This window comes from Thalassospira sp. CA1 (assembly GCF_059052855.1).
Genome location: NZ_JBZCIA010000005.1, coordinates 134,245 through 148,620 on the forward strand (window position 1 = coordinate 134,245; position 14,376 = coordinate 148,620).

At 53.9% G+C, this 14,376-nt stretch carries 13 protein-coding genes; 8 read left to right on the forward strand and 5 right to left on the reverse strand.

Annotation, left to right across the window (positions count from 1 at the left end; translation table 11 throughout):
* Positions 1–84 precede the first annotated feature (84 nt).
* The 3 genes from AC5Q5A_RS10790 to AC5Q5A_RS10800 form a co-directional block, all read right to left on the reverse strand.
* A complete protein-coding gene (locus tag AC5Q5A_RS10790; protein WP_008890561.1) occupies positions 85–954 on the reverse strand; it encodes an NAD(P)-dependent oxidoreductase in 870 nt (289 codons plus the stop codon).
* A gap of 123 nt (positions 955–1,077) precedes the next feature.
* Positions 1,078–2,130 carry a polyphosphate kinase 2 gene (ppk2, locus tag AC5Q5A_RS10795; protein WP_493895262.1) on the reverse strand — a complete coding sequence of 351 codons (1,053 nt, stop codon included), beginning with the start codon at positions 2,128–2,130 and terminating at the stop codon, positions 1,078–1,080.
* Positions 2,131–2,376: 246 nt separating this feature from the next.
* Positions 2,377–2,619, reverse strand: coding sequence for a DUF1127 domain-containing protein (locus AC5Q5A_RS10800; protein WP_493895263.1), 243 nt, complete (start codon positions 2,617–2,619; stop codon positions 2,377–2,379).
* 138 nt (positions 2,620–2,757) lie between these two features.
* Here AC5Q5A_RS10800 and gcvA point away from each other — a divergent pair, with 138 nt between their 5' ends.
* Positions 2,758–3,705 (forward strand): transcriptional regulator GcvA, encoded by a 948-nt coding sequence (gene gcvA / locus AC5Q5A_RS10805; protein ID WP_493895264.1) that lies wholly within the window; start codon positions 2,758–2,760, stop codon positions 3,703–3,705.
* Between the two features lie 2 nt (positions 3,706–3,707).
* Here the strand turns inward: gcvA and AC5Q5A_RS10810 are convergent, their stop codons facing one another.
* Positions 3,708–4,124: a DUF1489 family protein gene (locus AC5Q5A_RS10810; RefSeq protein WP_493895265.1), complete on the reverse strand. Its 417-nt coding sequence runs from the start codon at positions 4,122–4,124 to the stop codon at positions 3,708–3,710.
* A gap of 216 nt (positions 4,125–4,340) precedes the next feature.
* On the opposite strand from AC5Q5A_RS10810, the gene AC5Q5A_RS10815 reads away from it, so the two are divergent.
* From AC5Q5A_RS10815 to AC5Q5A_RS10845, 7 genes are all read left to right on the forward strand, one after another.
* Complete coding sequence (locus AC5Q5A_RS10815) at positions 4,341–4,634, forward strand: DUF2849 domain-containing protein (RefSeq protein WP_008890566.1); 294 nt, start codon at positions 4,341–4,343, stop codon at positions 4,632–4,634.
* A gap of 10 nt (positions 4,635–4,644) precedes the next feature.
* A complete protein-coding gene (locus tag AC5Q5A_RS10820) occupies positions 4,645–6,300 on the forward strand; it encodes a nitrite/sulfite reductase (RefSeq protein WP_064781601.1) in 1,656 nt (551 codons plus the stop codon).
* Positions 6,287–6,802 carry a DUF934 domain-containing protein gene (locus AC5Q5A_RS10825; RefSeq protein WP_008890568.1) on the forward strand — a complete coding sequence of 172 codons (516 nt, stop codon included), beginning with the start codon at positions 6,287–6,289 and terminating at the stop codon, positions 6,800–6,802. Before AC5Q5A_RS10820 ends, AC5Q5A_RS10825 begins: the two co-directional genes overlap by 14 nt.
* A gap of 341 nt (positions 6,803–7,143) precedes the next feature.
* A complete protein-coding gene (locus AC5Q5A_RS10830) occupies positions 7,144–8,811 on the forward strand; it encodes a methyl-accepting chemotaxis protein (protein ID WP_493895266.1) in 1,668 nt (555 codons plus the stop codon).
* 178 nt (positions 8,812–8,989) lie between these two features.
* A complete protein-coding gene (locus AC5Q5A_RS10835) occupies positions 8,990–10,660 on the forward strand; it encodes a methyl-accepting chemotaxis protein (protein WP_493895267.1) in 1,671 nt (556 codons plus the stop codon).
* A gap of 426 nt (positions 10,661–11,086) precedes the next feature.
* Positions 11,087–12,424, forward strand: a complete 1,338-nt coding sequence (locus tag AC5Q5A_RS10840; protein WP_493895268.1) for a hypothetical protein — start codon at positions 11,087–11,089, stop codon at positions 12,422–12,424.
* Between the two features lie 37 nt (positions 12,425–12,461).
* Complete coding sequence (locus AC5Q5A_RS10845) at positions 12,462–13,850, forward strand: MATE family efflux transporter (protein ID WP_493895269.1); 1,389 nt, start codon at positions 12,462–12,464, stop codon at positions 13,848–13,850.
* 16 nt (positions 13,851–13,866) lie between these two features.
* Here the strand turns inward: AC5Q5A_RS10845 and AC5Q5A_RS10850 are convergent, their stop codons facing one another.
* Positions 13,867–14,376: a GNAT family N-acetyltransferase gene (locus AC5Q5A_RS10850; protein ID WP_064789742.1), complete on the reverse strand. Its 510-nt coding sequence runs from the start codon at positions 14,374–14,376 to the stop codon at positions 13,867–13,869.

Genomic DNA, 14,376 nt, shown 5'->3' on the forward strand with positions numbered 1-14,376 from the left:
TCGGTATCGCCTGATATCGTATCAAAAAGCGCGACCTTAACGGGTCGCGCTTTTTGTTTTGTCGGTCTGATGCCAGGCGGCAGTTTAACCGCGTGCCAGCAAATCAATCAGGCTCGAGGTATCCCAACGGTTGCCGCCGCGTTCCTGCACCTGGGCATAGAACTGGTCAACCAGGGCCGTGACCGGCAAACGGGCACCATTGCGTTTTGATTCTTCAAGACAGATGCCCAAATCCTTGCGCATCCAGTCAACCGCAAAGCCGAAATCAAACTTGTTCTCGACCATGGTGCTGCCGCGGTTTTCCATCTGCCAACTGCCAGCCGCACCCTTGGAAATCACATCAAGGACCTTTTCCATATCAAGGCCGGCCTTAACACCGAAATTGACACCTTCGGAAAGGCCCTGAACCAGACCGGCGATGCAAATCTGATTGACCATTTTGGTCAACTGGCCAGAACCACTTTCACCCATCAGCTTGCACGATTTGGCAAAGGCATCAATGACCGGGGCAGCGCGATCAAACGCATCCTGATCGCCGCCACACATGACGGTCAGAACGCCATTCTCGGCACCAGCCTGACCACCGGAAACCGGGGCATCGATAAATGAAATTCCCATATCCTTGGCCGCAGCATAAAGTTCGCGGGCGACATCGGCCGATGCGGTGGTGTTGTCGATCAGGACAGATCCCTTGTCCATACCGGCGAACATCCCGCCGTCGCCCAGCATGACGCTGCGCAGATCGTCGTCATTGCCGACACAGGAAAAGACGAATTCCGCACCCTTTGCCGCCTCGGCCGGGGTAGGGGCGGACGATCCGCCAAACTCGGACACCCATTTTTCTGCTTTGGCTGAAGTACGGTTGTAAACGGTAACGTCGTGACCTGCCTTTTGCAGGTGACCGGCCATCGGATATCCCATGACACCCAGACCGATAAATGCACATTTTGCCATTGTTTGCCTCCCGAAGGTTTATATGCATCCAGTAAAGGTTGCAGCGCGGGCAATGTCAATGAACGCAAATGTTACCGCGACAATGTTTTCACCATCCGGAAGACCAGAGATTGAGCGATCTGGTCAATCCTCATCAAGTTCCTCGGCGACGCTGTGAATGATCCGGCGGTCATATACAAGGATTTCCGGCCGTTTTCCGGGGTATTCAAATTGCGACAGATAGAACCGGATGGCGTTGATGCGCGCACGTTTCTTGTCATCCGACTTCACGATCACCCACGGGCTGTCGGTGGTGGAGGTATGGAAGAACATGTCGCGTTTGGCCTCGGTATAGGAATCCCAAAGGTTCTGGGAGGCCAGATCAACCGGGCTGAGTTTCCATTGTTTGAGCGGATCGCTTTGACGCTGTTTAAAGCGCCGTGCCTGTTCTTTCTTGCTGACCGAGAAATAGAACTTGGTCATGTGGATGCCTGATCGGATCAACATGCGTTCAAGTTCGGGGACGGATTGCAAAAACTCGCTGACGTCAAACATGCTGCAAAAGCCCATCACCCGTTCGACCATCGCACGGTTGTACCAGGACCGGTCAAAAAGGGCGATCTCGCCGCCGCTGGGCAGATGTTCGATATAGCGTTGGAAATACCATTGCGTCAGTTCGCGGTCGTTGGGTTTGCCAAGCGCCACAATCCGCGCACCACGCGGATTAAGGTGTTCGGTAAAACGTTTGATCGTGCCGCCCTTGCCAGCGGCATCGCGCCCTTCAAAAATAATCAGCGATTTGAGGTTTTCCGCCTTGATCCAGTTTTGCAGTTTCAAAAGCTCGATATGAAGCGGGGCAATCAGTTCCAGATATTGCTTTCCCTGCATCTTTTTTGCCCGTGCCTTCGGGTTCAGGTCGATATCGGGTGGAAGCTGATTTTCCGGAATGTTGTGCAGGTTCTGGCTGGTTGTTTTGTTCGGGCCGGAAGGATGATCGTCAATCCGGTCCATGGTCAGGTTTTCGGAGTCCAGCAAGAAGTGGTCCTTTGCCTCAGTATCAAGTTTTGAAAGCGCATCGGTACGGTTGGCCGCAGATCGGCTTTTACCCGTGCGCCGGGTTGCGTCACCGAGCACATCATTGCTGTCCTGCTTGGCTGTTTTCACGGTTTTCTTTGACGTTTTCTTTTCCGAGGTCATGCGCCCGATTCCGCCGGTTGTGGTCAGATGTAACCATAACTTTGCGGGATTATTGAACTCATCGCAATGCAATGGATCAAATTACGACCTGTTGCGCGCTGTATGAATGTGACGCACGAAAAAGCCCGGTCAATGTGAGGGCATTGACCGGGCCAAGGGTGGGTTGTGCGGTGGCACGAAGGGGGGATCTGTCTTGCGCTGTGTTCCGTGGGGGGCGGGGTAATGCAGGACAGATCCCGTGCAGGGTTATCGCAGCGGGAAAGACTGCCGGTATTCTTCTTCAGCCTGGGCACGGGTGATCCCGATGTCCGCAAGCTGCTGATCTGACATTCTGAGCAACATCCGACGTTCTTCACGAACCGCAAGCAACCGTGCAAATCGGTTTGAAAGATCATTAAGGCGGCTAACAAGGGTGGTGACGAACGTACGGATACTTGCTTTGGGCGGGCGCTCCACGGCAGACGGAGCAGGGCTAAGTGAATAAGCCATCATTCTCTCCATGAGTTAATATTGCTAATGCAATGTTTGCTGTTGAAGGCATATTGCGGCTATATTTCGAGCGCGACAAACGAGTATTTCTGATCAAACGGATTAGGAATTCTAATTCATGATGTTGGAGTGATATCCATGCGGCTTCCGCCTTTGCAGTCCGTGCGCGCCTTTGATGCCGCTGCCCGCCATCTGAGCTTTACCAAGGCGGCCGAAGAGTTGTTTGTCACCCAGGGTGCGATCAGCCAGCAGGTCCGCCAGCTTGAGGATTATCTTGGTTTCAAGCTGTTTCATCGGTTGCCGCGTCAGATCCATCTGACCGAAGAGGGCGCGCAACTGGCCCAGGCAACCACAGCAGGCTTTTCATGCATTGCCGAGGAGATCGAACGCCTGACCACGATTGAGGAAGCCGGTGTGGTAACGGTCAGTGTGTTGCAAAGTTTTGCGGTGAAATGGCTGGTGCCGCGTCTCGGGCATTTCCGTGATGCGTATCCTGATATTGATGTGCGCATTCATGCCGATGACCGGCTTGTCAATTTACGGACCGAGGGCATTGATCTCGCCGTTCGGTTCGGCAGTGGCAATTATCCAGGGCTGGTGTGCGAAATGCTGATGCGTGACGAGTCTTTCCCGGTTTGCAGTCCGGCCTATCTCGCCGCCAATCCCGAACTGAAAGAACCGGCCGATGTCGCCGGGCACCAATTGCTTCATGATGCCACCACCTTTATGGATCACCCGCATGCGGCCGATTGGGAATTCTGGCTTAACGGTGTCGGTGCCGAAGGTGTCGATGTCAGTCGCGGTCTTCGATTTAACTCTGGTGATATGGTCATTCAGGCCGCCCTGATGGGGCAGGGGATTGCCATGGCGCGCACCAGTCTGGCCGCCCTTGATCTGGCGGCGGGCAATCTGGTGCGGCCGTTTGCACAAAGCGTTGCCTCAAGCGGGGCCTATTATCTGGTGTATCCGGAAGAGCACCTGAGACGGCCGCGCGTAAAGGCATTTGTCAGCTGGCTTAAAAATGAAGTGGCTGAAACCTTGCGCGAAATTGATCCCGATGAAGCGGACGCGCCTGTGGAGGGCTGAGCTCAGATTAACCCAAGGTCACGCAACTCATCGGCCATATCTTCGGGCAGGGCGTCAGTGCCGCCGCCCTGTTTTTCATCCGGCGGGCATTTATCATCGGGGAAATAGCGCCACCCCTGAAAAGCGCGGTGCGGGTAGGGACGGGTGGCGATCAATTCGTCGTCCAGCACGATGCGGCAATATTTCGTGCCTTCTTCATTGACGTATTCTTCAAGATCAATGACCTGCTGGCGGCAGCGCACGGCCCCCTTGATCACCCAGTAAATCGATCCACCATCAAGAATCTCTGCCTTGCGTTTGGGTGTCATGCGTGTGGTATGGAAAATACGCCCGTGCATGGCCTGAAAATAGGTCTGCCATTCCTTCAGGCTTTCGGGGCTTTCTGTTCCAACACTCAGTTTGATGATGTTCAAAGGCATATCAGGAGGGTTTCTTGTGCGGTGGTGTTCAATGACTGATGAGGTAGAACCCGTACGCCGAGCGGTCAATAGCGGATTATTAAAACACAAAAATAAGTGTAATATATGATATTTCACAAAAAAACTTGACCAATAAGGGGTAATCAGCCAAATTCTGGTGCAGAAAAGGTCCGATACAGGACCAAACCCGAGAGATTTACAGGCTGAGAGAACCGAATGTCCCTGCAAGTTGTCACGGCAAACCGTCTGGAAGACGGGTTGGTGGTGTTCCTGACCAGCGATGGTAGCTGGAGCGAAAACATCAACGATGCCCGCATCGCTGACGGCAAAGAGGCCGCAGATGCGCTTTTGGCTGAAGCCAGTGCACCCGAACTCGATATCGTGATTGTCGGGCCGTATCTGATTGATGTCGAACAGCAGGGCGCGGATATCGTGCCGACAAAATACCGCGAAGTTTTGCGCACCAAAGGTCCGAGTGTCCGCGAAGACCTCGGCTATCAGGCGGTATAAGGAGAGCCCCATGTATCGTTATGACGATTTTGACCGCCAGCTTGTCCATGAACGGACTGAACAGTTCCGCGAACAGGTAAAACGCCGCCTAGCCGGTGATATTACCGAGGAACAGTTCCGTCCGCTGCGTCTGATGAACGGTGTGTATCTGCAACTGCATGCCTATATGCTGCGCGTTGCCGTTCCGTACGGCACGCTGCGCGCTGATCAGCTGCGCCAGCTTGGCATGATTGCGCGGGTCTATGACAAGGGCTATGGCCATTTCACTACCCGCCAGAACATCCAGTATAACTGGCCGAAACTTGATGAGATCCCTGATGCGTTGCTCGATCTTGCGAAGGTCGAAATGCATGCGATCCAGACATCAGGCAACTGCATTCGTAACACCACGACCGACCAGTATGCAGGTGCCGCGGCCGATGAAATCGAAGATCCGCGCCCCTATTGCGAACTGATCCGTCAGTGGTCGACCTTCCATCCGGAGTTCACTTATCTGCCGCGCAAGTTCAAGATCGCCGTGACCGGATCGCCAAATGACCGCGCCGCGGTCAAGGTCCATGATATCGGTCTTCGCATGCATCAGAACGATGCGGGTGAAACCGGCTTTGAAGTCATGGTTGGCGGTGGCCTTGGTCGTACGCCGTTTGTCGGCAAGACCATCCGCGAGTTTATCGGCAAGAACGACTTGTTCTCCTATCTCGAGGCCATTCTGCGCGTTTATAACCGCTTTGGCCGCCGCGATAACAAGTACAAGGCGCGTATCAAGATTCTCGTTCACGAGGAAGGCATTGATAAAATCCGCGAGCTTGTCGAAGAGGAATGGGCTCAGATCAAGGACGGGTCGCTGCGCGTTGATGATGCGGAAATCGCTCATTACATCGAACAGTTCGCCCCTCCGGCATTTGAAACCCTTTCTGACGACGATGCCGATTTCGAACGTCACAAGTCGGAAAACCGTCGTTTTGCCAACTGGGTGCGTTCGAACGTCATCGAACATAAACAGCCGGGTTATGCGATTGCCAACGTATCGCTGAAACCGATTGGCGGCATTCCGGGCGATGCAACCGATACCCAGATGGAACTGGTTGCCGATCTCTCGGAAAAATACAGCTTTGGTGATGTGCGTGTGACCCACGAACAAAATCTTGTTCTGCCGCATGTCAAAAAGGCCGACCTGTTCGCGGTTTGGAGCGAACTGGACAAGGCCGACCTTGGTACCGCCAACCTTGGCTATGTCACCGATATCATTTCTTGCCCGGGCCTTGATTATTGCGCCTTGGCAACCGCGCGTTCGATCCCGCTGTCACAGCGGATTTCCGAACGTTTTGGGGATTTGGATCGTCAGCATGATATCGGCGAGCTCAAGATCAAGATTTCCGGCTGCATCAATGCCTGCGGGCATCACCATGTTGGTCATATCGGTATTCTTGGCCTCGATAAGCGCGGCAAGGAATTCTATCAGATCACGCTGGGTGGCGATGCCAGCCAGGATGCCTCGATCGGCAAGATCGCCGGTGCCGGTTTCTCCGAAGCCGAAGTGGTCGATGCGATCGAAAGCCTTGTGACCAAATATATTGATATCCGCGAAAGCGGCGAACGTTTCATCGACACCTACCGTCGTGTCGGCATGGATCCGTTCAAGGAGGTGCTTTATGGCGATCGTTAAGAATGACAGCGTGATCGAACAGGAATGGATCACGGTTGACGCCGAAGGCGACCTTCCGGCAAGCGATGAAAACCTGATTGTGCCGCTCGCCCGTTTCAAGGAAGAACGTGACAGTCTTCTGGGCCGCAATGGCGGTCTGGGTGTGCAGTTGAACCCGGGCGATGCGCCCGAAGATCTGGCAGATGATCTTGATCGTCTGTCGATCATCACGGTCAATTTCCCGGCCTACACCGATGGCCGTGGATATTCCTATGGCCGGGTGTTGCGTGAACGCATGGGCTTCACCGGCGAACTTCGCGCGGTTGGCGATGTCCTGCGTGACCAGATCCTTTACATGCACCGCTGTGGTTTTGACGCCTATGACCTTAAGGTCGAAGGCGAAGTCGCCCTGAACAAGGTGCGCGCCGCACTTAAGGAAATGTCGGTCTATTATCAGCCGACCGGTGATGGTCGCGTCACCGCACAATCTTTGCGCGAACGTCGTCGCGCCGCTTTGCAGTAACCGACGAAAAGTATCCGGCCTTCGACCATTGTCGAATAAGTCTGAGCCATTTAATCAAGGGTCCCCGAACAGGGGGCCCTTTTTCTTTTTCCACATTGCTCAATGCATTGGAAAGCCTCTAATAAGTGAAATTACATCATTGATTTCACGATAATCTTTCTCCAAATCAAACGTATATATAAGATTATTCTTAAGTTTTATGCTTATACGCAAGGTGTCCTCACAATGAATAGGTCGATATCACCTAACGCATAGTGACGTAATCACGCGTATATCACGTAATGATTGTAAAAATATAATATGATGAATGAGGTGACAGAGTAATTGGGAGAACCTCGTTTATGTCGATGTTTAATCGTCTCAAAATTTCAACAAAAGTATATGGCGGCTTTGGCGTTGTGCTGGTTTTGCTCGTACTAGCCTCTCTCTGGTCGGAGTTCTCGATCAGCAGTGTCGGGGATGACTTTGTGCGGTATCGCCATATCGCATTGCAGTCCAACCAAGCAGGCAGGGTGCAGGCCAACCTGCTTGAAGCACGCGTCTCGGTTAAACACTATCTGCTGACAGGGGACAGTGCTGCGGCAGACAATGTCGATGAGCGTCTGGCGACAGCAATAAAGTTAAATGACGAACTTGTTGCCCTGCTTGATGAACCGCAAATGATTGAAACGGCGCAATCTGCCGGGGCAAACCTGATCGTCTATCGCGATACCTTCGACAAGGTTGCATCACTGCCGGTGGGGGATCCGGCGCGTGATCAGCTGGTGGCTGATACGCTCGATGAAGTTGGCCCGGTGGTTGCCGAAAATCTCGAAGACCTGAAACTGTCGGTCAAGGCGGAACAGGATCAAATCGGCCCGCGTGCGACCAAGGCGGCGTCACAGGCGGTGATCGTTACCGCCATTGTCGGCGGTGTCGCGGTGATCCTTGGTGGTTTTGCCGCATGGATCATCGGTACGGGTATTTCGCGTCCGATCCGTCAGATCACCGAGGTCATGAAGGAACTGGCCGGTGGCAACAAGCAGATTGATATTCCAGGCCAGGACCGCCGCGATGAAATCGGCGATATGTCCAAGGCGGTGCTGGTCTTCAAGGAAAACATGATCAAGGCTGAACAGCTCGCAGCGGAAGAAGCCGAGGCCGTCAAACGTCGCGAAAAAAGGGCCGCGAAAATTAACGAGCTGACCGCCAGCTTTGATCAGGACATGTCGGTTATCCTTAAAACCTTGGCCTCTGCCGCGACCGAGATGCAGTCAACCGCAACTGGCATGAGCAGCACGGCTGAGGAAACAAGTCGTCAGTCGGGCATCGTCGCGGCCGCCGCCGAACAGGCATCGACCAACGTTCAGACCGTTGCCAGTGCGACCGAACAACTCAGCGCATCGATTGCTGAAATCACCCAGCAGGTCAGCCAGTCATCGACGGTTGCCAATCGCGCAGTCGAAGATGCCGAGAAAACCAACATCCAGATCCGTGGCCTTGCCGAGGCCGCGCAAAAGATCGGTGATGTGGTCGGTCTGATCAGCGACATCGCCGAACAAACCAACCTGCTGGCCCTGAATGCCACCATCGAAGCAGCCCGTGCGGGCGATGCAGGCAAGGGCTTTGCCGTTGTCGCGGCAGAGGTCAAAAATCTTGCGACCGCGACGTCACGCGCGACCGAGGACATCACCAACCAGATCACCGGTATTCAGAATGAAACTGATGGGGCGGTGACGGCGATTGGCTCGATTTCGTCCACCATCACAGAGATCAGCGAAATATCAGCTGCCATCGCAAGTGCCGTCGAAGAACAGGGGGCGGCAACCCTTGAAATCACCCGCAACGTTCAGGAAGCCTCCGTCGGTACGACCGAGGTAACATCGAACATCGTCAGTGTGAACGAGGCGGCCGGGTCCACCGGGGCAGCCGCCGAACAGGTGCTTAGTGCCGCGTCAGAATTGTCGCGGGAATCTGAAAGCCTGCGCCACAAGGTTGAAGCATTCCTGAGCGCGGTACGCACTGTTTGACAGGAACGCTATGCGATTTTTCCGGGCGGGGATGTTTAACATTCCCGCCTTTTTTCTTAAAACGAGAAATTCATGCTTTAAATACCCGAAATAAGTGAACTTGTTCACAGGTTATTCTTAATATTATTGGGCCGCATCCCAACATACCCCTAAGTGGCTCATTTCCTAGGGGTATGAAATGAATTCAGCATTCAGCAACCTGAAAATCTCTGCGAAGGTGTTCGGGGGATTTGGTGTCGTTCTTCTGTTGCTTGTCACTGTTTCGGTGATCGGCGTTTTGTCCACTTCTGGCGTCGGCGATGATTTCTTGCGCTACCGTCAGACGGCCCTTCAGTCCAATCAGGCAGGCAGGGTTCAGGCCAATCTTCTGGAGGCCCGTGTTTCACTTAAGGATTATGTGATCACGGGTAGTGACAGTTCGGCCGCAAAAGTCAGAGAGCGACTTTCCTCCACCATGAGCCTGATAAATGAACTTGACGGGATGCTTGATCGGGCGGAACGCAACAAGGTTGTCGCGGATGCCATCGGTCTTCTGACAGCCTATTCAGAGGCCTTTGATGAGGTTGCATCGCTGCCGGCAGGCGATCCAAGGCGTGAAGACCTGATTGCCAATACGCTTGATCGTATCGGACCGGCGGTTGCCGCCGATCTTGAGACGCTTAAACTCGACATCAAGGCAGAGCAGGATGAAATCGGCCCGCGGGCATCGCGTGCGGCCCAGCAATCAATCCTCATCACCGAAATCCTTGCGGTTGTTGCCGTCGTGCTGGGTGTGTCAGCGGCATGGCTGATTGGTGCCGGCATTTCGCGACCGATCCGCGCGATCACGGATGCGACAAATGCCTTGGCAAACGGTAACAAGCAAATCGATATTCCAGGCCAGGAACGTGGTGATGAAATTGGTCAGATGGCCAAGGCCGTTCTGGTATTCAAGGAAAACATGATCCGCGCTGATCAATTGGCAGCACAGGAAGTCGAGGCAGCCAAGGCACGTGAAAAACGCGCCCAGAAAATCAGTGAACTGACATCTGGTTTCGATCAGGAAGTATCTGCTGTTCTTAAAACAGTGTCGTCGGCTGCAACCGAGATGCAGGCAACCGCAACCGGTATGAGCAGCACGGCCGAGGAAACTAGTCGCCAATCCGGCATTGTTGCCGCTGCGGCGGAACAAGCATCGACCAATGTGCAAACCGTTGCCAGCGCGACCGAAGAACTCAGTGCCTCGATTGCCGAGATCAATCAGCAGGTTACGCAGTCGTCTTCTGTGGCAAGTCGCGCGGTTGAGGATGCCGAAAAGACCAATGCTCAAGTCAGGGGCTTGGCCGAAGCGGCACAGAAAATTGGTGATGTGGTTGGCCTTATCAGTGACATTGCCGAACAGACCAACCTGCTGGCGCTGAATGCGACCATTGAGGCGGCCCGTGCCGGCGATGCGGGCAAGGGCTTTGCCGTGGTCGCGGCCGAGGTTAAAAACCTTGCCACGGCAACGTCAAAGGCGACCGACGAAATTACTGCCCAAATCACCGGCATTCAGAACGAAACCGAAGGGGCGGTTTCGGCCATTGCCTCTATTTCCGCAACCATTGCCGAAATCAGCGAGATTTCAGCCACCATCGCCAGTGCGGTTGAAGAACAGGGTGCAGCCACCCTTGAAATCACCCGTAACGTGCAGGAAGCATCTGCTGGTACTTCGGAAGTTACGAGCAATATCGTCAGCGTTAATGAGGCCGCAGGTTCGACCGGCACTGCAGCCGAACAGGTCCTGACGGCGGCGGGTGAGTTGTCGCGTGAATCAGAAAGTCTGCGCCAAAAGGTCGAAGCTTTCCTGAGCGCGGTACGCGCGGCCTGATCCTATACATTCGAACATGGCAAATATGTTCTGACTTAGGGGCACTCGTTTGGGTGCCCCTTTTTCTGTCCGCATGGCGGTTGAAAACTTTAGAAAGTTATTATTTTAGAGTTACTTGAACTGTGCGTCCCGCGAAACCGAGTATCAGTGCCACATTAATCTTTGGTAATATGGGTACGTATAGTTTTCGCCAAAAGGGTAGCGTCAGGTCGCAATATCCTGTATGCAATTAATAGCTGTTTATGTTGGTCTTTGAGACAACCTTTAAGGTTTTAGTTGGCTGTTCTTTGCGTGAAGACAGCAGCCCTTGAGGGGATTTCTGACCGACACCCGGACTTTTCGATATGTGCCATCTTTTGGGCAAAGAAGGTGGTTCTAATCACAGACAGCCGTTCTCTTGATCAAGCGAGGTGGCCGGAACCATAGATGACTACTGTATCGGGACTTGCACATGCGGTGGACGGATGCGTGATTACGCGGGATTTTGCCCGCTATGACCGTGCCTATCACGACAAAGTACAAAGATATAACGATCATCTTGGTGCCATGGCGGGGATATTGCGCCGGTTCAGCGAATATAGCCGCACCATGCTTGCGTCCCAGCAGCTTTATATCTATGCCAAGTGGCTTGCACGTTACACGGCCTATTGGCCGCGGCTCGATGATCTTGTAACGCGCCTTGAAAGCAGTTTTGCCGAAACCGATCAAAGTTACGTTGCGCGCCAATCATCGATCGATGGATCGTGGGGCTGGCAATATACCGAGTTTCATCACAAGTTTGATGCGACCATTGTGCGTCTGCATGAACTGGCAACGGAAAAACGCGCACCGCGCCATCCGCTTCATTTTCTGGAGCCGGTATCGACCATCGCGAAAATGCGGGCCTATCTCGAAGATCTTCTGGTGTCGGATATTGCCGCAACCGGGCGCAACAAGCGTGATGAACTGGGCTCGGTCCTGTGCTGCCTGGCGCAGTTATGCTTCAAGCCGCGCCTGCGCAATTTTGCCCGGGAACATGTGCGCGGGATCGCGCTTGATGATGCCTATATCAAGGCTTTTACCGATTTCCTCGACGACATTCAAAACCCGGAAACCGGTTACTGGGGGCCATGGTATTCATCAGATGGTAAAACCCATCGCTATGACGATCTGAGTTTTACGTTCCACATTGTGTCCTATCGCAAAGGGGATGTTCGCCATTGGCCAAGCCTGATCCGCACGACCCTTGAGCGGCGGGGTGAAGAATATCCGGTCGGCTGGCGGAGCCGCGGCAATTTCAACAACCACAACAATTATGATGTCGCGAAGATATTTCGTCATGGCTGGTCACATATGGCACCAGCCCAGCGCGATTTCGCAGCAAGGCAGCTTGACGAGATGTTGGACTGGTGTCTGACGCATTCGATGCGCAAGGATGGCAGTTTTGTCTTTGACGAACATTTTTATAATTCGCTTGAGTCCTGTCACTATTTCGGCGTTTCGTTTCTTGATGAGATCGGCTATTTCAGGCCGCGCAAACGGTTCTGGACGGACCGGAAATTCCCCGAGGCCAGCCGGGTGCAGCATCATGTGATAGCCCGCTTGAATGAGTTCTGTCCGCAAAATCCAAGCGTCATCGCCGCGAAATGGAAGGCTGGAACGGATCTGAACCTTGCCGCGAAACAACCGGTGTCGGCGACAGAAACAGAACATCTTTCAAGGCGGCAGCGGCACAAGTTCCTTATCAGTGCCGATACATCTGCAAGCTCTTTCAAAAACGATTGATGCCTCGCTCTTCCAACCGTGACGGATCAAACCCAAAATGGCGTTGCAGCAGCAGTATTTTATCGGTGGTTCGGTTCTGCGCCATATCCTGAGCATGGCTTCGACAAGCATGCTTGCACTTGTTGCGATGGTGGCTGTCGATGCGCTTGATCTGTTTTTCCTGAGCCTTCTGGGCGATGTCGATATTGTTGCCGCACTTGGTTTTGCCTGGCCCCTGATATTTTTCACGCTGGCGATATCGCTTGGGGTCTCGACATCAATGACGGCGTTGGTGGCACGGGCCGAGGGGCTTGGCGACCGTGAGCGCGCGCGCGTGATGGCAACGCATATACTACTTTTCGGTGTCGGCCTTTCGGTTCTGATGACGGCGGTGATTTGGTGGGGGGCGCCAGTTATGCTGGCAGCGCTTGGCGCATCAGGCCGCGTTCATGAACTTGGCACCAGTTATCTGCAGATTGTCATGCTTTGCCTGCCCATTCTGGTGCTTAGCATGGCGTCCGGGGCGCTTTTACGGGTGATCGGGGCCAAACAACGGTCGATGTGGGCGAAGATCGCAGGGGCGGTTACCAATGGCGTGCTTGATCCGATATTTATCTTTGGTTTTGGCTGGGGTGTGGAAGGCGCTGCATGGGCCACCGTGATATCGCGCGTCGTGATCATGGTGATTGCGTTTTATGGCGTGCGCAATGTGCATAACATGCTGGGCCGTTTTGATGCTGCTGTATTCGCGCAAGATGTTCGCGAAATTGCCAGGGTCACGGTACCGGTCGGTCTGGCCAAAACCGGCCCGCCAATTGCCAGCGGTTTTATTATGGCATCGATGGCAAAGTTTGGTTCGGACGCCGTCGCGGCAATGGCGATCATTGAACGCATCGCGCCATTTGCCTTTGTCGGTTACATGGCCTTGCCACAGGCTATCGGTCCGATCTTTGGACAGAATTTTTCCGCCAAGCGTACGGATCGGGTGCGCGCCATCTGGCATTCGGTCTGGGGGCTGATTGTTGTTTATGGTCTGCTGGTATCAGCGCTGTTGTTTGTTTTGTCTGACCAATTGTCTGAACTGTTTCGCACCACCCCGGAAACCGCAAACCTGCTGGGCCTGTTTTGTACGGCGATTGCGCCGCTTTACATGTTTCTGGGTCTGCAGTTTTCATCCCATACTTTCTTTAACGTCACCGGGCGGCCTAATTTTGCGATGCTTGCCGATCTTGCCAAGGAGTTTCTTGGCGTGATCCCGCTCGTCTGGTTGGGCAGCATCTATTTCGGGGCCGTCGGGGTTTTGTGGGGGCAGGTCGCAGGGATTGTGTTGTTTGGTGCCTTGACCGGCATCGTCAGCTACAGGCTGGCGTGCCAAAAACCGCGCTCAGACCAATTGTTGCAATCGGGTCCACACAATCCCGTGGTGGGTGGCGGGAACGCAGGGTGATGTGCGATCAGAAAGATCAGCTTTGTTTCTGGTTACGGGCATCAAGCGTCATCAAAAGGCACGGGCCCTTGGCGGTTTCATATTCCCGCCCGGCAACAAACCCGATGGCCTCATAACACCGGATGGCACGTTCGTTTTCCGGATCGGGATCAATCCCGATCATGGGCGCGCCACGTTCAAACAATTGGCGTGTCAGCATCTTTAAAAACATCTGACCATGTCCGCATCCCATCATGTCGGGCACACCGATAAAGGCGTCCAGACAGCGGGTATGTTCCGGCAGGGGATCAAAATGCGCCTGTGGCCATTGATGGGCGTCGTAATGCTGCACAAAGGCAAACGGGCGATTGCGGTATGACACAATCAGGGTCGCCATTTCGGCCAGTTCGACATCTTCGGAAATCAGTTCAAGCTGTTCGGCCGGATCGCCCCACCAGCGGATAACTTCGGGCACGTGCAGCCAGCGGCCAATCATTGGCAGGTCGTTTGGGGTGGCCCGTCTGAAGCTGTATTTTGACGGGCCCAT

Bases quoted from the DNA above. Each gene is read 5' to 3' on its own strand.
- AC5Q5A_RS10790 (WP_008890561.1), bottom strand. From the start codon at position 954: ATGGCAAAATGTGCATTTATCGGTCTGGGTGTCATGGGATATCCGATG.
- ppk2 (WP_493895262.1), bottom strand. From the start codon at position 2,130: ATGACCTCGGAAAAGAAAACGTCAAAGAAAACCGTGAAAACAGCCAAG.
- AC5Q5A_RS10800 (WP_493895263.1), bottom strand. From the start codon at position 2,619: ATGGCTTATTCACTTAGCCCTGCTCCGTCTGCCGTGGAGCGCCCGCCC.
- gcvA (WP_493895264.1), top strand. From the start codon at position 2,758: ATGCGGCTTCCGCCTTTGCAGTCCGTGCGCGCCTTTGATGCCGCTGCC.
- AC5Q5A_RS10810 (WP_493895265.1), bottom strand. From the start codon at position 4,124: ATGCCTTTGAACATCATCAAACTGAGTGTTGGAACAGAAAGCCCCGAA.
- AC5Q5A_RS10815 (WP_008890566.1), top strand. From the start codon at position 4,341: ATGTCCCTGCAAGTTGTCACGGCAAACCGTCTGGAAGACGGGTTGGTG.
- AC5Q5A_RS10820 (WP_064781601.1), top strand. From the start codon at position 4,645: ATGTATCGTTATGACGATTTTGACCGCCAGCTTGTCCATGAACGGACT.
- AC5Q5A_RS10825 (WP_008890568.1), top strand. From the start codon at position 6,287: ATGGCGATCGTTAAGAATGACAGCGTGATCGAACAGGAATGGATCACG.
- AC5Q5A_RS10830 (WP_493895266.1), top strand. From the start codon at position 7,144: ATGTCGATGTTTAATCGTCTCAAAATTTCAACAAAAGTATATGGCGGC.
- AC5Q5A_RS10835 (WP_493895267.1), top strand. From the start codon at position 8,990: ATGAATTCAGCATTCAGCAACCTGAAAATCTCTGCGAAGGTGTTCGGG.
- AC5Q5A_RS10840 (WP_493895268.1), top strand. From the start codon at position 11,087: ATGACTACTGTATCGGGACTTGCACATGCGGTGGACGGATGCGTGATT.
- AC5Q5A_RS10845 (WP_493895269.1), top strand. From the start codon at position 12,462: ATGGCGTTGCAGCAGCAGTATTTTATCGGTGGTTCGGTTCTGCGCCAT.
- AC5Q5A_RS10850 (WP_064789742.1), bottom strand. From the start codon at position 14,376: ATGGGCCCGTCAAAATACAGCTTCAGACGGGCCACCCCAAACGACCTG.